Source organism: Mesorhizobium sp. M1252 (genome assembly GCF_040318265.1).
Classification (GTDB): domain Bacteria; phylum Pseudomonadota; class Alphaproteobacteria; order Rhizobiales; family Rhizobiaceae; genus Mesorhizobium.
This window is the reverse complement of record NZ_JAMYLX010000007.1, coordinates 83,649-101,764: the sequence shown is the minus strand read 5'-3', so window position 1 is coordinate 101,764 and position 18,116 is coordinate 83,649. Positions and strand designations below refer to the sequence as shown.

General features: G+C 63.6%; 21 protein-coding genes. 7 read left to right on the top strand and 14 right to left on the bottom strand.

The genetic code is table 11. The features are described 5' to 3' along the window. Together NKH22_RS15925 and NKH22_RS15920 are read right to left on the bottom strand one after the other, a co-directional pair. On the bottom strand, positions 1–891 hold the full coding sequence (locus NKH22_RS15925) for a sigma-70 family RNA polymerase sigma factor (protein ID WP_023672268.1): 891 nt from the start codon (positions 889–891) through the stop codon (positions 1–3). A gap of 32 nt (positions 892–923) precedes the next feature. Further along, positions 924–1,232, bottom strand: coding sequence for a hypothetical protein (locus NKH22_RS15920; protein ID WP_023681378.1), 309 nt, complete (start codon positions 1,230–1,232; stop codon positions 924–926). A gap of 147 nt (positions 1,233–1,379) precedes the next feature. Here NKH22_RS15920 and NKH22_RS15915 point away from each other — a divergent pair, with 147 nt between their 5' ends. Continuing rightward, positions 1,380–1,745: a VOC family protein gene (locus NKH22_RS15915; protein ID WP_352910058.1), complete on the top strand. Its 366-nt coding sequence runs from the start codon at positions 1,380–1,382 to the stop codon at positions 1,743–1,745. A 53-nt stretch (positions 1,746–1,798) separates the two neighbouring features. Beyond that, a complete protein-coding gene (locus NKH22_RS15910) occupies positions 1,799–2,647 on the top strand; it encodes an alpha/beta hydrolase (protein WP_245261692.1) in 849 nt (282 codons plus the stop codon). An 85-nt stretch (positions 2,648–2,732) separates the two neighbouring features. Here the strand turns inward: NKH22_RS15910 and NKH22_RS15905 are convergent, their stop codons facing one another. The 4 genes from NKH22_RS15905 to NKH22_RS15890 form a co-directional block, all read right to left on the bottom strand. Next, positions 2,733–3,719 (bottom strand): Gfo/Idh/MocA family protein, encoded by a 987-nt coding sequence (locus tag NKH22_RS15905; RefSeq protein WP_023681380.1) that lies wholly within the window; start codon positions 3,717–3,719, stop codon positions 2,733–2,735. 78 nt (positions 3,720–3,797) lie between these two features. Continuing rightward, positions 3,798–4,373: a YceI family protein gene (locus tag NKH22_RS15900; RefSeq protein WP_023681381.1), complete on the bottom strand. Its 576-nt coding sequence runs from the start codon at positions 4,371–4,373 to the stop codon at positions 3,798–3,800. A gap of 69 nt (positions 4,374–4,442) precedes the next feature. Further along, a complete protein-coding gene (locus NKH22_RS15895; RefSeq protein ID WP_023681382.1) occupies positions 4,443–5,021 on the bottom strand; it encodes a cytochrome b in 579 nt (192 codons plus the stop codon). Between the two features lie 58 nt (positions 5,022–5,079). Continuing rightward, complete coding sequence (locus NKH22_RS15890) at positions 5,080–5,970, bottom strand: LysR family transcriptional regulator (protein ID WP_023681383.1); 891 nt, start codon at positions 5,968–5,970, stop codon at positions 5,080–5,082. Between the two features lie 96 nt (positions 5,971–6,066). Here NKH22_RS15890 and NKH22_RS15885 point away from each other — a divergent pair, with 96 nt between their 5' ends. Continuing rightward, positions 6,067–7,062 (top strand): aldo/keto reductase, encoded by a 996-nt coding sequence (locus NKH22_RS15885; protein WP_023681384.1) that lies wholly within the window; start codon positions 6,067–6,069, stop codon positions 7,060–7,062. 219 nt (positions 7,063–7,281) lie between these two features. Here NKH22_RS15885 and NKH22_RS15880 read toward each other — a convergent pair whose 3' ends face one another. The 8 genes from NKH22_RS15880 to infC all read right to left on the bottom strand — a co-directional run bounded on the left by NKH22_RS15880 (position 7,282) and on the right by infC (position 14,386). Then, a complete protein-coding gene (locus NKH22_RS15880) occupies positions 7,282–7,884 on the bottom strand; it encodes a nucleotidyltransferase family protein (RefSeq protein WP_023681385.1) in 603 nt (200 codons plus the stop codon). 162 nt (positions 7,885–8,046) lie between these two features. After that, a complete protein-coding gene (gene pheT / locus NKH22_RS15875; RefSeq protein WP_023681386.1) occupies positions 8,047–10,455 on the bottom strand; it encodes a phenylalanine--tRNA ligase subunit beta in 2,409 nt (802 codons plus the stop codon). Between the two features lie 2 nt (positions 10,456–10,457). After that, positions 10,458–10,904, bottom strand: coding sequence for a GFA family protein (locus NKH22_RS15870; RefSeq protein ID WP_023681387.1), 447 nt, complete (start codon positions 10,902–10,904; stop codon positions 10,458–10,460). Further along, the gene (gene pheS / locus NKH22_RS15865; RefSeq protein ID WP_032891898.1) at positions 10,901–11,953 is read right to left on the bottom strand and encodes a phenylalanine--tRNA ligase subunit alpha; all 1,053 of its coding nucleotides are present in this window, start codon (positions 11,951–11,953) and stop codon (positions 10,901–10,903) included. Before pheS ends, NKH22_RS15870 begins: the two co-directional genes overlap by 4 nt. A 296-nt stretch (positions 11,954–12,249) precedes the next feature. Next, entirely contained in the window at positions 12,250–12,651 is a 402-nt protein-coding gene (gene rplT / locus NKH22_RS15860; RefSeq protein ID WP_023672281.1) for a 50S ribosomal protein L20, read from the bottom strand. 39 nt (positions 12,652–12,690) lie between these two features. Continuing rightward, positions 12,691–12,894: a 50S ribosomal protein L35 gene (rpmI, locus tag NKH22_RS15855; RefSeq protein WP_006201248.1), complete on the bottom strand. Its 204-nt coding sequence runs from the start codon at positions 12,892–12,894 to the stop codon at positions 12,691–12,693. Positions 12,895–13,078: 184 nt separating this feature from the next. Continuing rightward, positions 13,079–13,717 (bottom strand): methyltransferase family protein, encoded by a 639-nt coding sequence (locus NKH22_RS15850; protein ID WP_023681388.1) that lies wholly within the window; start codon positions 13,715–13,717, stop codon positions 13,079–13,081. Between the two features lie 132 nt (positions 13,718–13,849). Further along, positions 13,850–14,386 carry a translation initiation factor IF-3 gene (gene infC / locus NKH22_RS15845; RefSeq protein WP_023744911.1) on the bottom strand — a complete coding sequence of 179 codons (537 nt, stop codon included), beginning with the start codon at positions 14,384–14,386 and terminating at the stop codon, positions 13,850–13,852. 246 nt (positions 14,387–14,632) lie between these two features. On the opposite strand from infC, the gene NKH22_RS15840 reads away from it, so the two are divergent. The 4 genes from NKH22_RS15840 to NKH22_RS15825 all read left to right on the top strand — a co-directional run bounded on the left by NKH22_RS15840 (position 14,633) and on the right by NKH22_RS15825 (position 18,112). Continuing rightward, positions 14,633–15,403 (top strand): alpha/beta hydrolase, encoded by a 771-nt coding sequence (locus NKH22_RS15840; protein ID WP_023821740.1) that lies wholly within the window; start codon positions 14,633–14,635, stop codon positions 15,401–15,403. A 6-nt stretch (positions 15,404–15,409) separates the two neighbouring features. Next, positions 15,410–16,552: a benzoate/H(+) symporter BenE family transporter gene (locus NKH22_RS15835; protein WP_023681390.1), complete on the top strand. Its 1,143-nt coding sequence runs from the start codon at positions 15,410–15,412 to the stop codon at positions 16,550–16,552. A gap of 117 nt (positions 16,553–16,669) precedes the next feature. After that, on the top strand, positions 16,670–17,155 hold the full coding sequence (locus NKH22_RS15830) for a DUF2852 domain-containing protein (protein WP_023672286.1): 486 nt from the start codon (positions 16,670–16,672) through the stop codon (positions 17,153–17,155). Positions 17,156–17,353: 198 nt separating this feature from the next. Then, complete coding sequence (locus NKH22_RS15825; protein ID WP_023681391.1) at positions 17,354–18,112, top strand: M48 family metallopeptidase; 759 nt, start codon at positions 17,354–17,356, stop codon at positions 18,110–18,112. Positions 18,113–18,116 lie beyond the last annotated feature (4 nt).

Genomic DNA, 18,116 nt, shown 5'->3' with positions numbered 1-18,116 from the left:
TTACTCGTCGATGAAGCGGATGTCCGCATCGGCAAGGCAATAGGGCGCGTAGCGGAAATCGCGGATATGGCTGACCTTTCCATCCTGCCAGTCGACCAGCATGAAGCCGCGCACGGCGTCATCTCCCGTTTGCGGGTTGCGGATCAGGATGGCCGGCCTGCGGTCGACGAAGCCGAGCGACAGCGCCCAGTCCTGGACACGGTCGTAATTGCCGAAATAGTTGGAAACCTGCGCCTTGCCGCGCATGCGGGTGCGGTTGACGACTTCAAGCTGGATATCCTCGGCGATCAACGCGCGCACGGCGTCGAAGTCGCGCGCGTTGAACAGGTCGACATAGCGGCGCAGGCGCCGCTCGTCGTCGGCGTCGAGCTTTGGGGCAGGCGCCTGCTCGTCCTGTGACGCCAGCAGGCGCAGCTGCGACCGCCCGCGATGCAGCGCTGCCTTGGTCGCGGCCAGCGTCGCGCCGGACACTTCGCAGGTTTCGTGCAGGCTGAGGCCAAGCACGTCGACAAGGATCACGGCGCTGCGCTGCACTGTTGCCAGCTGCATGAAGCTTCGCAGGCTGGCGGCGGTGGCGAGCCTCGCATCGGCGCTTGCGGAGGGGTCTTCGATCGTCGTCATGTCGGTCTCGCTCATGCGCGCCTGCTCCCGCTGGCGCCGGCGCAGATGATCCTGCGCGGCATTGTGGGCTATGCGGAACAGCCATTGCTCCGGACGCCCAACGGTGGCGTCGCCGTCGATGGCCTGCAGTGCCTTGATCAGTGTCTCCTGGACGATGTCCTCGCCATCGATCACCGAGCCGGCCATGCGGGCGCAGTAGCGGTGCAGCTTCGGTCGCAAGGCGCCGAGCATCGCCTCCAGGGCAACGCGGTCGAGTTTTGCTGTGTTCATCCTGTCCGTTCCCAAAATGCCGGTCTTTGCATTCAAGCCGGCACGACCTCGCCGGCCAGCATACGATAATTGCCGACGATCTTTGCCGGCGATCTGGCAAGCGGCGTCGAGCGGCGCCCGGCATGATCGGCGCTGAAGGCCTTGAAGGCTGCGAGCCCCGTCAGGCCGTCGCCATCCTGGCTGACAAGATGGATGAACTCGCCATTCTCCAGTTCCAGGACGAGGTAGCGCACGGATTGCGGCTTCGTGTCGTCGAGTGCCTCGAACACCTGTGCAACCAGCATACGGTTCTCGGCGATGCTTTCGTCCTTCACGCCGTAGCGGATGAGATTGTAGCCCATTGTCGTCTCCTGTTTTTCAACTCTGCACAGAGAAGACGTTTCGCGGCCTCGAAAAGATTCGTCGCCCGGCGAATCTTTTCGATCGTCCGGATCGTCTTTCCCGTCGACGGCTGCGCGGCAGCCGTCCAGGAGCAGGAGAGACCCATCATGCACATCCAGTTTGCCGAATTGCCGGTGTTCGACCAGGACCGCGCCAAGGCCTTCTACACCGGACATCTTGCTTGCCAAGTGGCGGAGGACCAGCTGATGGGCGACAGCGGCCGGCGCTGGATCGAGCTGACATTTCCCGGCGCCGTCACCAATTTGCATTTCGTCAAACGCCCCGATGACACGCCGGGCACTGAGCCCGTGCTGGTGCTCGTTGATGGCGATGTCGAGGCAACGGTCGCGGGCCTGAAGGCGCGCGGCGTCGAAATCATCACCGAGCCGCAGGAAGCGCCTTGGCAGCCGGGCCGCACAGTCGCCGAATTCCGCGACAGCGAGGGCAACCGCATGGTTGTCGCCAGCAAATGATCGGACCCGGCGCAAAGCCGAACTTTGACATGAGAACAACAGGAGAGATGGACATGACCCCCCAAACGTCGACGCTGAAAGTACCGGGCGCCAGCCTCTATTATGAGATGCGCGGTTCCGGCCCCGTACTGTTGATAATCCCCGGCGGACCGCAGGACGCCGGCGTCTTCGCCGATGTCGCGGGCCACCTCGCCGACCGCTACACGGTGGTCGCCTATGATCCGCGCGGCAATTCGCGCAGCACCTTCGACGGAGAGCCGCAAGAGCAGGACCTCGATGTCCATGGCGACGATGCCGCGCGATTGATCGAGGCGCTTGGCGCCGGACCGGCCTATGTGTTCGGCACCAGCGGCGGCGCCCAGATCGGGCTCAACCTCGCCGCCCGCCATCCCGGCCGGGTTCGTGCACTGGTGGCGCATGAGCCGCCCAGCATGATGCTGCTCGACGACCCGTCGCCGTCACTGGCCGGCATGCGCGACCTGCACGACACCTATCGCAGCCAGGGTGTCGAGGCGGCGATGCAGAAATTCTTCAGCGAGAACAGCCTGTCGGAAGGGCCGGGTCAGGATGAAGCCGGGCCGCAGGACGGACCGCCTTCGTTCGAACCGTCGCCCGAGGAGGCCGAGACCTTTGCCAGGGTCAGCGGCAATTTCGAATACTGGCTGGCGCATGGCGTCATGCCGCTGTCGCTCTACCGTCCTGATATCGAGGCGCTGCGCGGCCGCCCGGTCGTGGTCGGCATCGGCGAAGAGTCCATCGGCCAGCCGATCGACGGCATGGGCAAGGCGCTGGCCGACGGGCTCGGCAGCAAGCGCGCCGCCTTCCCCGGCGACCACATGGGCTTTGCGCCCTATCCCGACCGCTTCGCCGAGACCTTGCACCTGACGCTCAGAGGCGCGTGAGATCGTCAGTTCAACAGGAAAGGAGCGTCCGCATGCACAATGCGGACGCCCTTCTCCCATGAAATTACCCGCTAAGATTGCTGTATCAGACGGCCTCCCAGCCTTCCTTGCCGCCGGCGCGGAAGATGGCGTCGATGACCTTCTGGTTGAGCACGGACTCCTCCAGCGTGAAGACACGCTCCTTGCCACCCTGTGCCGCCCTGGCAAACGTCTCGACCTCGCGCCGGTATTGCTGCGTGCCGGGAAAGCGGAACACCTGCGCCTCCGTATGGTTCTGGTTGTGCAATTCGATGCGGTGATGGTCGTAGAGCCCGGCATTGAACGGCGAGAACACCTCGATGAAACCCTTCTCGCCGTGGAACACCATCACCTGCCGCGCCGCCATCTGCGTCGACAGATAGAAGGACAGTTCGAAATCGCCGAAATCGGCGCGGATCGAGGAATAGATGTCGGTGCCGAATTTCTTGTCGCGCTCGATCGTCGCCTGCACGCGCAGTGGCTCCTTGCCGCTCGAAAACCGCGTCGACACCGTCGGATAGACGCCGATATCAGGCAGCGCGCCGCCGCCGAGATCGAGCTGGTTGCGCATGTTGGTGGGATCGACATTGTAATAGGAGAAGGCGCCCTGCACATGGCGCAGCCGGCCGATGGCGCCATCGGCGATGAGATCGCGCACCTTGATCCATTGCGGGTGGTAGATGACCATGAAGGCCTCGCAGACCAGCACCTTCTTCTGGTCGCGCAGCTTGATCAGCGGTGCGATATTCTTGGCGTCGAGCGCCAGCGGCTTTTCCACCAGCACATGCTTGCCCGCTTCGATGGCCTTGGCCGTCCACTCGACATGCTGCGAGGTCGGCAGCGGGATGTAGACGCCGTCGACGTCTTTCGAAGCGAGCAGCTCCTCATACGAACCAAAGGCATGCCTGGCGCCGAACCGCTCGCCCAGGGCCTCGGCCTTCGACAGGTCGCGGCTGGCGATCGCGGACAAAACGCCATTCTCGGCCTCGACGATTGCCGGCAACAATTGCTCGCGGCCGATCTTGGCCGTCGACAAAACACCCCATCGGAACATCAGGCTTCTCCTATCGATTTACAGGCGAGGAGGTTTGCCCGAAATTGCAGGAAAAGCCAATGCGGATCGCTGGTCCTGCTAGCCTCGCTTGCCCGTTAGCGTCATGTCGAAATTGACGATATTCGAATAGATCGGCGTGCCGACATCCATGCCGTACCGGGAGCGCAGCACCTTGCCGGTGACGTGGAATTTAATGACGCCGCCCTTCAGCCCGCCGAGCTCGGCAGTGAACTTTTCCGCAAACGTCTTGCCGCGCGCCGTCAGCCGGCCGCTGACCAGCGCCGTGGTGTCGCTGGTTCGGGTTACGCTGGTCGAGCGGAACTGGATTTCGGGGCTGTTGGCCACGTCGAACACCGCATCGGAGCGCAGGAAGGCGTCGATGCGGCCCTGGCCGGTGCCGACGCTTTCGGGATAGATGGTGAAGTTGACCGCGGAACGGCCGACATCGCTGTTGTCGATGCGGATGGAGCCCTTGAAGCGGCCAAAGGCGCCGTCGAGGCCGCCGCCACCGACCTTGCCGATGGAGAAGCGAATGCTGGAGCTGGCCGGGTTGACCGTGTAGCTGCCGGCGGCGTCGCCGAGGTCCACAGCGGCGGAGACAGGCATGGCAAGGCAAGCGGCAACAGCCGCCAATCCGAAGATGCGCGCATACATGGGTTTTGTCCTTACTGGGGCAGGCGAAGTGTTGCGCCCTCACTCCAATGAACGAATGCGCGGCGCGCGCTATTCCATGTCCTGATCTGACGAAGGCGTGATCATGCGCGTGAGCACGCTGTCGCGCAGCCAGAAATGATGCCGCAGCGCCGCCAGCGCATGCAGCGCAACCAAGGCAATGCCGGCATAGGCGAGATACCAGTGTGCTGCCGCCCAGAAGTTTTCCGCCGCATCGGACACGCCGAGCGGCAGGTTCGGCATCACGAAAAGGTTGAACGGCATGCTGGGGATCTCCAGCATCGACACCGAAACCAGTGCCCAGCCGGACAGCGGCACCGCGAGCTGGAAGCCATAAAGTGCCAGATGCGCCAGCGGCGCCGTCCGACGCTCCAGGCCTCCGACCGAGGCCGGCAAGGCCGGGGCCGCATTGCCGAGCCGCCAGGCAATGCGCAGGATGAGGAGGCCGAGCAGCAGGAAGCCGAAGGATTTGTGCAGCTGGATCAGCTCGAAGGCGGTGCGCTGGCTGGTCAACCGCACCATGATGAAGCCGAGCATGAACTGGCCGATGAACAGGATGCCGATCAGCCAGTGGAGGACGATCGCCGCCCAGCCGTAGCGGGTTGAGTTGTTGGTGATGAATGCCGGCATGGCTGGTGAACGAATGGCAGCTGGGCTTTCTTCCACCCTCCCCACAAGGGGGAGGTGGCTAAGCACCGACCTTGAAGAAATCCACAAACGCCCGCAGCGCCGGGCGCATCTGGCGGCGGCTGGGGTAGTAGACGAAGAAACCGTCGAAGGGCGGACACCAGTCTTCCAGCACGCGGATCAAGCGGCCGTCGGCGAGCGGCGCGCGCACATAATCGTCGAAGACGAAGGCGAGCCCTGCGCCGTCGACCGCTGCCTGGGCGATCAGATGGTCTTCGTCGAGGATCAGCGGCCCTTGCGCCGCGATCTCGATCTCTTCGCCATCCTTCTCGAATTCCCAGCGGTAAAGAATGCCGCTGGAAAAACGGAAGCGGATGCAGCGGTGGTCGGCAAGATCGCGCGGATGGCGGGGTCTTGGCATGGTCGCGAAATAGGATGGCGCGCCGACCGCGGCGCCGCGAAGGTCCGGTCCGATGCGCACCGCGATCATGTCGCGCTGCAGGCTCTCACCGAGCCGCACGCCGGCATCGAAGCCGCCTTCGACGACGTCGGTGAAGCGATCCTCGATGACGATTTCCAGCACGATGTCGGGATAGGCCGCGGCAAAGCCGCCGAGCCTGGGCGTCAATGCCAGGTGGGCCGCGGTGCGCGGCACGGTCAGCCGCAGGTTCCCGGCCGGCCGGTCGCGCGCCTCGATCGCCGTTTCCAGCGCCAGATCGATCTCGGACAGCGCCGGCCGCAGCCGTTCGAGCAGCTGCGCGCCCTCCTCCGTTGGTGCCACGCTGCGGGTGCTGCGCGCCAAAAGCCGCACGCCGAGCCGCGCCTCCAGGCTGGACACGGCATGGCTAACTGCCGAGGGCGCGATGGCCAGTTCGCGCGCCGCGCCGCGAAAACTACCGCATTGGGCGACTGTTGCCAGTACAGCGAGTTGAGAAAGATGCGCTCGGTTCATTGCTCTATTTTATAGAACAGCCCGTGCGAATGACAGCCAATTATCGAACGTAAAGCCAGGCGCTATCTCTGTTTCATCGCAACAAGGAGATGCGCCATGAAAACCCGCAAACTTGGTACTGAGCTCGAAGTCTTCCCCGTCGGCCTCGGCTGCATGGGCATGAGCTTCGCATATGGCGGTCAGGCAGAGGTTGACGCAATCGCCACGCTGCGCCGCGCTGTCGAGATCGGCGTGACGTTTTTCGACACCGCCGAAGTCTATGGTCCCTTTGAGAACGAGATCCTTCTCGGCAAGGCGTTGAAGCCGGTGCGCGACAGGGTGACGATCGCCACCAAATTCGGCTTCAAGATTTCCGAGGAAGGCTCAGGCCTCGAACGCATGGTCGGCGTCGACAGCCGCCCGGAGCACGTCAAGGCGGTGGCGGAAGCCTCGCTGAAGCGGCTCGATACCGATGTTATCGACCTCTACTACCAGCACCGCGTCGATCCCGACGTGCCGATAGAGGACACGGTCGGTGCCATGGCCGAGCTGGTGCGCGATGGCAAGGTGCGGGCGCTGGGCCTGTCGGAGGTCAGTGCCGCCACCATCCGCCGGGCGCACGCCGTGCATCCGATCGCTGCCGTGCAGAGTGAGTACTCGCTTTGGAGCCGCGACCCCGAAGACGAAGTGTTCGATGTCTGCCGCGAACTCGGCATCGGCTTCGTCCCCTACAGCCCGCTCGGTCGCGGCCTGCTCACCGGCACCATCGCCAAGCCCGAGGCCCTCAGCGACGACGATTGGCGCCGCACCTTGCCGCGTTTCCAGGCCGACGCCATGGCGGCAAACGCCAAGGTCGTTGCGACGCTGGAAAAGCTGGCGGTGGAAAAAGGCGTCACATCGGCGCAGCTGGCGCTGGCTTGGGTGCTGCACCAGGGCGACTTCATCGTGCCGATCCCCGGCGCAAGAAAGATACGCCATCTCGAGCAGAACACGGCGGCGGTCGGGATCGAGCTGAGCGCGGCCGAGGTGGCGGCGATTGGCGACGCGCTGTCGCCGGATAAGGTGGTTGGCAAGCGCTATACGGAGGAACTGTTGGCGCTGGTGAATGGGTGAACAAGCGGGGGAGCTTGGCGCCCTGAGAAGTCAGCGCGCGGCACCCCCCTCTGTCCTGCCGGACATCTCCCCCGCAAGGGGGGAGATCGGCTGTCGTCGCTGTTTTCGCCAATCACCAACGTTGCAGAAAGTGCGCCAACGATGAAGCTGCCAATCTCCCTCCTTGCGGGGGAGATGGCCGGCAGGCCAGAGGGGGGTGCCTCGCGCCGCCATTTCGTATCACCAAGGCACCACCGTAATCTCCGGCCAGCACGCCTTCGCCCTCGCCCCCTTCGCCTCATGCGTGCGCCTGTTATCCATCAGCCGGTTGGGCGTGATGCGAAACGCGAAGAGGTCATCCAGCCCGAACGGCGCCACGATCTCAAGCTGCTCGTCGGCATCGTATCGCACCCCGACCGCATGCGTCTTCGAGGCGAAATAGCTCACCGACTCGCTGGAGCTCGTATAGCGCGGGCAGGGCTGGCCGAATTTCTGCGGATACCACAGATGCACCCGTGCCTGGTTGCGCACCTCGGCCGGCAGAGCCAGCCCCTCGAAATGCTGCGCCGCCCGGCGGATGACCGCGTCCTCGGCCTCGTAGGACAGGTCGCTGTCATCGAAGTAGAAGAGATCGACATCCTTGATGCCGTAGCCCGGCGGCTTGCCGGTCAGATGGTTCCAGATGCTGTTGTAGAGCGCGCCGGACACCACCAGCCAGTCCGGCAACGCCAGCGTGCGGGCCCGCTCCAGCGCGTCGCTGACGAGCGCATCCGCCAACACCATTGCGAGAAACGCTTCGCGCTGGGCTTCGAACGGCAGACCGGAATAGCGCAGATGGTCCATCGCCCTTTGGAGAGCGATTCGCAACTGCCGGCAATCCTCAGAAGCAATTCCAGGAAAAAGTGTGTAGCGGTTTTCCTGGGAAAGCGCGCCGCGCTTTCCCTAAGACGCGCTTTCCCTAAGAATTGCGTGAAGGCGAAATATGTAGGGCGGGCGTTAGCCGCTCTACGTTCTCAGCATGCCGCCCGTTTGCTTGCCGACATTGTCGACGATGCGCTTGGCCAGCGCCTCGAAATCCTCGTCGGTGAGCGTCTTTTCAACCGGCTGGATAGACACTTCGATGGCAATCGACTTCTTGGCGGCCCCGAGAGATGCCCCCTCGAACACGTCGAACACCGAAACGCCGGTGACCAGCTTCTTGTCGGCAGCGAGCGCCGCGCGCACCAGCGTACCGGCCTCGACCGCCTTGTCGACGACGAAAGCAAAGTCGCGCTTCACCGCATGGAAGGCGGACAGCTCGAGCTTCGGCTTGGTTTTCGTCGGCTTGGCCTTCGGTTCCGGCACGGCGTCGATATAGACCTCGAAACCGCAGATCGGTCCGGAAACGTCCAACCCCTCCAGCGTCTTGGGGTGGAATTCGCCGAACGTGCCGAGCACGGTCTTCGGGCCGAGCTTGATCGTGCCGGAGCGGCCGGGATGGTACCAGGCCGGACCGCCTGGCTCGATCTGCAGCCTGTCGACCGGGGCGCCGCAGGCTTCCAGCGCTGCAATCGCGTCGGCCTTGGCGTCGAATACGCCGACCGGACCGGAATTGCCGGCCCAACTGCGGCCGGAGCCGTCGAGCTTGGCGGTGCCGCGGCGCACACCGGCCGCAACGCGCCGCTGCTGGTCGGGGCCGTCGCCCTCATAGGTACCGGAGACCTCGAACAGCGCGACATCGCCGATGCCCTTGTCGGCATTGCGCTGCGCGGCGACGATCAGGCCGGGCAACAGCGAGGGCCGCATATCGGACATGTCGGCTGCAATCGGATTGGCGAGCTTCAGCGCCGTCTGGCCGCCGCCGAACAGTTCGGCGTGTTTGGCCGGGATGAACGACCAGGTGAGAACCTCCAGCATGCCCCGCACGGCGAGCGAGCGCTTGGCAATGCGGGTGCGCACCTGCAGCGTCGTCAGGATCTTGGAATTGACCGCTTCATGAGCGCCGAGCGGCTGCGGCGCGATGTTGTCGACGCCGTGAATGCGCATGACTTCCTCGACCAGGTCGGCTTTGCCATCGACATCGGGCCGCCAGGACGGCACCGCCACATCGACGATGTCGTCCGAGCCCTGCGGCTCGAAGCCGAGGCGCGAAAGGATGTCGAGGCTTTCCGCCTTTGGCACTTCGGTGCCGGTCAGCCGCTTTACTTCCGAGATCGGGAAGGAAACGATCTTAGGCTTGTAGCCGGCATAGCCAACGACCTCGGTTTCCGTCGGCTCGCCGCCGCAGAACTCCAGCACAAGCTTTGTCGCCAGCTCGACGCCGGGCACCATGAATTCTGGGTCGACGCCACGCTCGAAACGGTAACGGGCATCGGTGATGATGCCGAGCGTACGGCCAGTGCGGGCCGTGGTGATCGGATCCCAAAGAGCGGATTCGATCAGCACGTCCGTGGTGTTCTCGTCGCAGCCGGAATGCTCGCCGCCCATGACACCGGCGATCGATTCGACGCCATTGTCGTCGGCGATCACGCACATCTGCGGCGTCAGCGTGTATTCGCGCCCGTCAAGCGCCAGCACCTTCTCGTCGTCGCGTGCGCGGCGCACGACGAGATTGCCGGCGACCTTCTTGGCATCGAACACATGCAGCGGCCGGCCACGGTCGAAGGTGACGTAGTTGGTGATGTCGACCAGCGCGCTGATCGGGCGCAAGCCGATGGCGATCAGCCTTTGCTGCAGCCATTTCGGCGACGGCCCGTTCTTCACGCCTTTCACCAGGCGCAGCGCGAAACCGGGGCAGAGCTCCGGCGCCTCGATGGTCACCTTGACCGGCGTTTCACCTTTGCCAGGGACCGCTTCGACCGGCGCGGTCTTGAGCCGGCCAAGCCCGCTTGCCGCCAGGTCCCGGGCGACGCCGTAAATGCTGGTCGCATCCGGCCGGTTCGGCGTCAGATTGATCTCGATCACCGGATCGTCGAGATGCGCGTAAGCCGCGAAGCTGGTGCCGACAGGCGCATCGGCCGGCAGGTCGATAATGCCATTGTGCTCATCCGACAGCTCCAGCTCGCGCTCGGAACACATCATGCCATGGCTCTCGACGCCGCGGATCTTGCCGACGGTCAGCGTCACGTCGATACCGGGCACATAGGCGCCGGGCGCGGCGAAGGCGCCGATCAGGCCGGCGCGGGCATTCGGCGCACCGCACACCACCTGGACAGGGGCTGCGCCATTGCCGGTGTCGACGGTCAGCACCCGCAGCCGGTCGGCGTCGGGATGCTGCACCGCCGTCAGCACCTTGGCGATGACGAACGGCTTCAGGCCGGCCTTGTCGTCGACATGCTCGACTTCGAGGCCGATCGAGGTCAGCCTCTCGACGATCTCGTCGAGCGTGGCGTCGGTGTCGAGATGATCCTTGAGCCAGGAAAGGGTGAGTTTCATCACTATGTTCCGTTTTGTCTGTACCCGCCCGGACCTTGTCCATCGGGTCTGGGCACGCTTGTCTTCAAATGGCGCGGCAAGTCGTCGGGCATATGCACGAAGGGCAGCTGCTCGCGCACATAGGCATGGTGCGTCGGCCGGAAATAAGCCGGCATGTCCATGGCGCCCAGCATGAAATAGATGTGGTCTTCCAGCCGCTCGTCGACATAGGCGATAGGCGAGCCGCAAATGCCGCAGAACGAGCGTGTAACCGGGCCGTTCTCGTACATCTTCAGTGCCTTGCCGGTGAAAGCCACCTGCTCGGTAAGGAAGCCGACAAAGGCCGACACCGGCGCGCCGCTGGCGCGCCGGCAATCGCCGCAATGGCAATAGCTGACATGGTGCGGTTCGACCGAGGCCTCGAACCGTACCGCGCCGCAGCGGCAGCCACCGGCGTGCGGCGCCGTCATGCGGAAAGACCTCCGAACAGCGTCGGCATGTCGAGCGGCCGGAAACCGTAATGCGACAGCCAGCGGACATCGGCGTCGAAGAAGGCGCGCAGGTCCGGCATGCCGTATTTCAGCATGGCGATGCGGTCGATTCCCATGCCCCAGGCAAAGCCCTGATATTCGTCGGGATCGAGCCCGCCGGCGCGCAGCACATTGGGGTGGACCATGCCGCAGCCGAGGATCTCCATCCAGTCGGAGCCTTCGCCGAAGCGCACTTCGCCGGGCCGCGAGCGGTCGCATTGGATGTCGACCTCGAGGCTTGGCTCGGTGAACGGGAAGAACGACGGCCGGAAGCGCATCTTGACCTGCGGCACCTCGAAGAAAGCCTTGCAGAATTCTTCCAGCACCCACTTCATGTTGGCGACATTGGCCGATTTGTCGATCACCAGCCCCTCGACCTGATGGAACATCGGCGAGTGGGTAGCGTCGGAATCCTGCCGGTAGGTCTTGCCGGGAATGACGATGCGGATCGGCGGCTTCTGCTTCTCCATGGTGCGGATCTGTACCGGCGAGGTGTGCGTGCGCAACAGCTTGCGCTCGCCCTTTTCGTCCGGCTGGAAAAAGAAGGTATCGTGCATCTCGCGCGCCGGATGCCCTTCGGGGAAATTCAGCGCGGTGAAATTGTAATAGTCGCTCTCGACATCGGGACCTTCTGCGATGGCAAAGCCGAGATCGCCGAAGATCGCCGCGATCTCGTCGATGACCTGGCTGATCGGATGGATGCGGCCGCGCTCGGCCGGCGATTGCCGCACCGGCAGCGTCACGTCGACCGTCTCGGCGGCAAGGCGCGCCGTGACCGCCACATCCTTCAGCTCGGCCTTGCGTGTCGTCAGCGCTTCGGTGACGCGGTTCTTCAGGCCGTTGATCGCGGGGCCCTTGACCTGGCGCTCCTCGGCGCTCATCGCGCCCAGTGTCTTCAGCAATTCCGAGATCGACCCCTTTTTGCCGAGAGCCGCGACGCGCACGGCTTCGATAGCAGCCTCATCGGCGGCCGACGCGACGTCGGCCATCAGGGAGTTTTCGAGAGTATCCAAGCCGGTAGCTATGTCGTTCACGGTCAAACTCGCTGTGTTGGGAGTCAACTTTGAGGTGAAAGTCACTTTCAAGTTGAAAGTTCAGCCATAAGAAAAACCCGCGCCAGCCGTGCCAGCGCGGGTTCCCCAATCAGAATTGCGAATGCTGGGAAGCGCTGGGCTCGGAGGCCGATCCCGAAAAGTTGCAGACTTTTCGGAAAGATCGCGCTCCTCGCTAAATTTCCCTGAGCATGATGTTGTCCAAAAAGTCAGCAACTTTTTGGCATCATGCTCTAGGCGACAGCGCTTTCAAAAGCATTCGGGGTGGTGTTCTTCAGATATTCGAGCGCGACCTTGGCCTTGGCCACGAGTGCGGCGAACGCCTGCGGTTCATGGATGGCCATGTCGGACAGGATCTTGCGATCGATCTCGATACCGGACTTGTTGAGGCCGTCGATGAAGCGGCCATAGGTCAGGCCATGCTCGTGCGTCGCGGCGTTGATGCGCTGGATCCACAGCGCGCGGAACGAGCGCTTGCGGTTCTTGCGGTCGCGATACGCATACTGCATCGACTTTTCGACCGCCTGCTTGGCGATGCGAATGGTGTTCTTGCGGCGGCCGTAGAAGCCTTTCGCGGCTTTCAGGACCTTCTTGTGCTTGGCGTGCGAGGTGACGCCTCTTTTTACGCGTGCCATGTCATGATCTCCTTAAACGCTGTTCCTGAAACCGAATGCTCAGAGGCCGTTCGGCAGAAAATTCTTGATGACCTTCTTGCCATCCGGTTCAGCCAGAACCATCGTGCCGCGGGCATTTCGAATGAACTTGTTGGAACGCTTGATCATGCCGTGACGCTTGCCGGCCGCAGCCGACAGGACTTTACCCGTACCTGTGATCTTGAACCGCTTCTTGGCGGCCGATTTGGTCTTCATCTTGGGCATTTTGCTACTCCGTATTGGTGGCGCACAATCGCGCTTCTTGTTCGCTTCGGGCGGACCAAAAGCCCGAAAAGCAAATGAAACCGCCACGGCATGCCCTGCCGGGCGGTTTTCTTGGAACGGCGGTCCTATACGTCAAAGCGGGCTGGCGCGCAACACCCGAGCGGCTGCGACGCTCTCTCCGCGATCAGGGCAGCCTAAACAGCACCGGCAGAATGCCCGATTGCTGGGCACCATCGATGGTCTCGAACACCGGCAACGCCACCAGAAACACCAGCCCGTCGAGCAAGGTGGTCAGCAAGAGGCGCGGCTTGAAGCTGCCGGTGTCGCCTTCCTGGTAGAGCGACAGCTGGGGGAAGAAACGCGGCACCCGCGCCAGATAGGCTGTGTAGGGCGCGCCGAGAACCTCCTTGAGATACCGTTCCTCGCGCAGGATGACGATGTGGAAGGCGCCGGCGCACAAAAGCGCAAACAGGACGATGCCGGAGAACGAGCCGATCTGCGCCCCGACGCCGGCGGCGGCAACGGTCGAGAACACGTAGAGAGGATTGCGGGTGATCGAATAGGGTCCGCCGGTGACCACTTCGGAGGATTTGCGCCCCCCGATATAGAGTGTCGACCACAAGCGGCCGACGACGCCAAGGAAGATCAGCAGCACGCCGACCATCTCGATCGTTTCATGCACCGGGGTATCGGGCGGGAAGGTCGACTGGCCGAACAGCAGTGCCGCAAACAGCACCACCACCAGCACCGCAAGCACCATCCGGCGCATGTGCTGGTAGCCGCCCAGCTCCTTGATGGGCGCAGGGTTGATTTCATTGGCCATGTCGGGAATCCGATCGTCGAGAAGCTTTGCCGGCGATCGCGGCGTCTGGACAGGAGAATCGGCGTCCCGCCGATCGCCGGGACGCCATGAGACAGGATTCAGGCGGATTTAGAGCGCAACGCCCGAACTGATCTAGCGCGGGGCCAGCACCATCATCATCTGGCGGCCTTCCAGCTTCGGCTCGGCTTCGACCTTGGCGATGGTAGCCGTCTCCTCGCGCACCTTGTTCAGGAGCTGCATGCCGAGTTCCATATGCGCCATCTCGCGGCCGCGGAAGCGCAGCGTCAGCTTGACCTTGTCACCTTCCTCGAAGAAGCGCCGCACGGCCTTCATCTTGGTTTCGTAGTCATGGCTGTCGATGTTCGGGCGCATCTTGATCTCCTTGATCTCGATGACCTTCTGGTTCTTGCGCGCCTCGGCCGCCTTCTTCTGGTTGGCGTATTTCAATTTGCCGAGATCGAGAATTTTGACGACAGGCGGCACCGCATTGGGCGAGATCTCGACCAGATCGAGCCCTGCCTCTTCGGCGAGCAGCAATGCGTCGTTGATGGAAATATCGCCGCGGTTCTGGCCATCGGCGTCGATCAGCTGGACCCGGGGCACCCGGATATCACGGTTGGAGCGCGGGCCATCTTTGGTGGGCGCCGCTGCTTTGAAAGGTCTGCGAATGGTCGTGGTCTCCTTGGCCGTTTCGTTCAGGGTTTCAATCTAGAATGTTCAGGACGCGCCAATGTGGTGAGCGCGCGGGCGGAGTCAATAGCACAGCGCTGACAGAAAATCACCCTGATCGCAGGCCTGCACCAAACAAAGGATGTCGCGAGCACTTTCCGCCTCGCCTGTGCCTGTGTCAAAAGACCGGCGAGTAAAATCAGGCTCCCACAATCAGGCCCCCAGAACCAGGATTGATCCACAGCCATGACCGCGACCACCCCAACCCTGCTGGATGTCGACGGCATCGATATCGCGGTTCGCCATTCCTCGGGCGCAACGCCCGGCGTCGTCTGGCTCGGCGGCTACAAATCCGACATGCTGGGCACGAAGGCGCAAACGCTGTCGGATTGGGCGGCCAGGGAAGGCCGCGCATATCTGCGCCACGACTATTCCGGCCATGGCGAATCCGGCGGCGCCTTTGCCGACGGTACTATCTCGAAATGGCTTGGCGAGAGCCTCGCCGCCTTCCGGCGTTTCACCGAGGGCAAGCAAATCCTGGTCGGCTCGTCGATGGGCGCCTGGATCGCGCTGCGCATGGTGCAGGAACTGCGCAAGGCGGGCGACAGCAATGTGGTTGGCCTGGTGCTGCTCGCGCCGGCGCCGGATTTCACCGCCGAGCTGGTCGAGCCGGCTCTGACGGAGGAACAGAGGCGCGACCTCCGGGAGAAAGGCTTTTTCGAAGAACCTTCGGACTATTCCGCCGAGCCTTACATCTACACAAGCGCGCTGATCGAGGACGGCAGGGCGAACCGGGTCATGACCGGGCCGATCGATACCCATTGCCCCGTCCACATCCTGCAGGGCCTGGCCGATGCCGACGTGCCGGCAAGCCATGCGCTGAAGCTGGTCTCGCTGCTGCCGGCCGACGACGTCACCTTGTCGCTCATTCCCGACGGCGACCACCGCCTGTCGCGGCCGCAGGATCTCGACATGCTGCTGAGGGCGGTGGGCGACATGGTTCAGCGGGCGGGGTAGGCGAGAATGCGCATTTCCATCCCGATATCCGCCTTTGTCGCGGCAATCGTCGGCTTCGGCGGCACGCTGGCCGTCGTCATTGCCGCCGCCAAGGCGGTTGGCGCCACGCAAGCCGAAACCGCGAGCTGGGTGACGGCAGTGTGCGTGGCGATGGCGATCGAATGCTTGTGGCTGTCCTGGCGCACGAAAATACCCATCATCACCGCCTGGTCGACACCGGGCCTGGCGCTGATGGCGGCATCGAGCGGGTTTACCATGGCCGATGCGGTCGGCGCCTTCATCGTCACCGGCCTAATGTTGATCGCCACCGGCCTGTTCAAGCCGCTGACCCAGCTGATATCAAGGATACCGGCGTCAGTCGCGTCCGGCATGCTGGCGGGCATCGTCGTCACCTTCGCGCTCAATGCCGTCAAGACCATTCCGGTCGACCCCTGGCTGATCCTGCCGCTGATCGCGGCCTTCTTCGTCATTCGCCTGTTCAACCCGGCGCTGTCGGTGCTGGCGGTGCTGATCGGCGGCGGCATCGCCGCCTTCCTGACAGGCCGCGTCGGCGGACTGCCGGCACCGGAACTGTCGACGCTGACGCTGATTGCTCCGCATTTCAGCGCCGCAGCTGTCATCGGCCTGGCGCTGCCGCTCTACCTCGTCACCATGGCGTCGCAGAACCTGTCGGGTCTCGCCGTCTTGCGCGCCGCCGGCTATCACCCCGAACCCGGCCCGCTGATCGGCGTCACCGGCCTGTTCTCGCTGCTGTCGGCGCCGTTTGGCGGCTCGACCACCAATCTGGCCGCGATCTCTGCGGCGATCTGCACCGGGCCGGACGTCCATCCCGACCCGGCCGAGCGCTGGAAGACCGGACCCTTCTATGCACTTGCCTATCTGATCTTCGCGGTTTTCGGCGCCTCGCTGGTGGCGATCTTCGCAGTGCTGCCGCAAAGCCTGATCGTGCTGGTGGCCGGCCTGGCGTTGATGGGGTCGCTGGCCAACGCGCTGGCGATCGCGCTCAAGGACGAGGACCAGCGCATGGCGGCTACTGTCACCTTCGTTGTCACCGCGTCGGGGCTGACTTTGTTCGGCGTTGGCGCCGCCTTCTGGGGTCTGGTCGCCGGCCTGGTCGTGCTTTTCCTCGAAGCGGTCAAAAAGCGATAATCAATTCAGGACCTTGTCCGGTTTTGGCGGACGTTGTCTTGAATCGCCGTTTTTCTCATCCCATTTCGAATCCACGCAGCCGCTCTTGGCTGTCTCCAACCGAAGGAATGGGAGAAAATGAACACATCCGCATTGATCCGCCCGGCCTGGACGCCGGCGACCATCGCGCTGATGGTGATCGGCTTCATGGTGTTCTGGCCGCTTGGCTTCGCCATGCTCGCCTACATCATCTGGGGCGACCGGCTTGACGGCTTCAAGCGCGACGTCAACCGGGCCACCGACGGCATCTTCGCCGGCTGCCGCCGCGGTTCCGACAAGGCCGCGCGCTGGGGCCACGGTTCGGCCCGCACCGGCAATGTCGCTTTCGACGACTGGCGCGAGAAGGAACTCGAACGCCTCGCCGAAGAGCGTCGCAAGCTCGATGAGATGCTGAGCGAGTTCGACGAGTACGCCCGCGAATTGCGCCGCGCCAAGGACCAGGACGAGTTCGACCGCTTCATGGCCAACCGCAACAAGTCGACAGCGCCTGCGAAGACAGGCTCGGCCGAAACGGCCAAGCCCGCGACGCCCAAGCGCAAGGGCCCGAACCTGCTTGACGACTGAGGCTGCGCGCATGACCCCGAAAATCGAAACCGATTTTCGGAAAGGTTCATGCGCCGAATTAGAGTGCTACAGCGTCCTTTGCGCGTCAGAGACGCGCGGCGCTCTAAGACAGGCCTTGGCATGATGGACGGCGTCGCGCGAGCGGCGCCGTTTCTTTTTTGTTCTGGTCGTTTTCCTCGAATCGCGTATCGTTCAGCCATGTCCTTCGGCTTTTTCCGCAACCTGACCAAACCAAAACCCTCGCCTGTCGAAGAGCGAGAGCACGTCGTTGCCGGCCGCACACTGCCGCTCAGGATCGTCGAGAGCGCCCGCGCACGGCGGCTGACGCTGCGCATCGATTCGGGCGGCCAGGGGCTGCGCATCACCGTGCCGCCGGGCCTGCGCCGCGGCGAGGTGGAGAAATTCCTTCACCGCCATCAGGGCTGGCTGGAGCAGCGTCTGGCCAAGGTACCGACACGGCCGCAAGTGCGCCCCGGCATCAAGATCCCGATACGCGGCGTCGCGCATCGCATCGTCCACGAACCGTCGAAACGCGGCACCGTCACCGTGTCGCGCGACGAGCGCGGTCCGCTGCTGATCGTCCATGGCGAGCGCATACATTTGCCGCGCCGCATCGCCGATTTCCTCAGGCGCGAGGCCAAGAAGGACATCGAGAAGCTGGTGGTCAAGCATACCGAGGCCATCGGCAAGCGCGCCAAGGCTATCCGCTTCAAGGACACGTCGAGCCGCTGGGGCTCCTGCACTTCCGACGGCAATTTGTCCTTCTCATGGCGCATCATGATGGCGCCGACGCCGGTGATAAACTACTTGGTCGCGCATGAGGTGGCGCATCTCAAGGAGATGAACCACGGCCCGAAATTCTGGAAACTGTGCGAGCAGCTCTGCCCCGACACCGACCGCTGCAAGGACTGGCTGAAGCGGAATGGTGGGGCATTGCAGGCGATTGTGTTCGATTAGCCTT

What these genes read in the sequence shown, in the direction of transcription:
- NKH22_RS15925 (WP_023672268.1), bottom strand. Translation starts at nt 891, where the DNA reads ATGAACACAGCAAAACTCGACCGCGTTGCCCTGGAGGCGATGCTCGGC.
- NKH22_RS15920 (WP_023681378.1), bottom strand. Translation starts at nt 1,232, where the DNA reads ATGGGCTACAATCTCATCCGCTACGGCGTGAAGGACGAAAGCATCGCC.
- NKH22_RS15915 (WP_352910058.1), top strand. Translation starts at nt 1,380, where the DNA reads ATGCACATCCAGTTTGCCGAATTGCCGGTGTTCGACCAGGACCGCGCC.
- NKH22_RS15910 (WP_245261692.1), top strand. Translation starts at nt 1,799, where the DNA reads ATGACCCCCCAAACGTCGACGCTGAAAGTACCGGGCGCCAGCCTCTAT.
- NKH22_RS15905 (WP_023681380.1), bottom strand. Translation starts at nt 3,719, where the DNA reads ATGTTCCGATGGGGTGTTTTGTCGACGGCCAAGATCGGCCGCGAGCAA.
- NKH22_RS15900 (WP_023681381.1), bottom strand. Translation starts at nt 4,373, where the DNA reads ATGTATGCGCGCATCTTCGGATTGGCGGCTGTTGCCGCTTGCCTTGCC.
- NKH22_RS15895 (WP_023681382.1), bottom strand. Translation starts at nt 5,021, where the DNA reads ATGCCGGCATTCATCACCAACAACTCAACCCGCTACGGCTGGGCGGCG.
- NKH22_RS15890 (WP_023681383.1), bottom strand. Translation starts at nt 5,970, where the DNA reads ATGAACCGAGCGCATCTTTCTCAACTCGCTGTACTGGCAACAGTCGCC.
- NKH22_RS15885 (WP_023681384.1), top strand. Translation starts at nt 6,067, where the DNA reads ATGAAAACCCGCAAACTTGGTACTGAGCTCGAAGTCTTCCCCGTCGGC.
- NKH22_RS15880 (WP_023681385.1), bottom strand. Translation starts at nt 7,884, where the DNA reads ATGGACCATCTGCGCTATTCCGGTCTGCCGTTCGAAGCCCAGCGCGAA.
- pheT (WP_023681386.1), bottom strand. Translation starts at nt 10,455, where the DNA reads ATGAAACTCACCCTTTCCTGGCTCAAGGATCATCTCGACACCGACGCC.
- NKH22_RS15870 (WP_023681387.1), bottom strand. Translation starts at nt 10,904, where the DNA reads ATGACGGCGCCGCACGCCGGTGGCTGCCGCTGCGGCGCGGTACGGTTC.
- pheS (WP_032891898.1), bottom strand. Translation starts at nt 11,953, where the DNA reads ATGGCCGACGTCGCGTCGGCCGCCGATGAGGCTGCTATCGAAGCCGTG.
- rplT (WP_023672281.1), bottom strand. Translation starts at nt 12,651, where the DNA reads ATGGCACGCGTAAAAAGAGGCGTCACCTCGCACGCCAAGCACAAGAAG.
- rpmI (WP_006201248.1), bottom strand. Translation starts at nt 12,894, where the DNA reads ATGCCCAAGATGAAGACCAAATCGGCCGCCAAGAAGCGGTTCAAGATC.
- NKH22_RS15850 (WP_023681388.1), bottom strand. Translation starts at nt 13,717, where the DNA reads ATGGCCAATGAAATCAACCCTGCGCCCATCAAGGAGCTGGGCGGCTAC.
- NKH22_RS15840 (WP_023821740.1), top strand. Translation starts at nt 14,633, where the DNA reads ATGACCGCGACCACCCCAACCCTGCTGGATGTCGACGGCATCGATATC.
- NKH22_RS15835 (WP_023681390.1), top strand. Translation starts at nt 15,410, where the DNA reads ATGCGCATTTCCATCCCGATATCCGCCTTTGTCGCGGCAATCGTCGGC.
- NKH22_RS15830 (WP_023672286.1), top strand. Translation starts at nt 16,670, where the DNA reads ATGAACACATCCGCATTGATCCGCCCGGCCTGGACGCCGGCGACCATC.
- NKH22_RS15825 (WP_023681391.1), top strand. Translation starts at nt 17,354, where the DNA reads ATGTCCTTCGGCTTTTTCCGCAACCTGACCAAACCAAAACCCTCGCCT.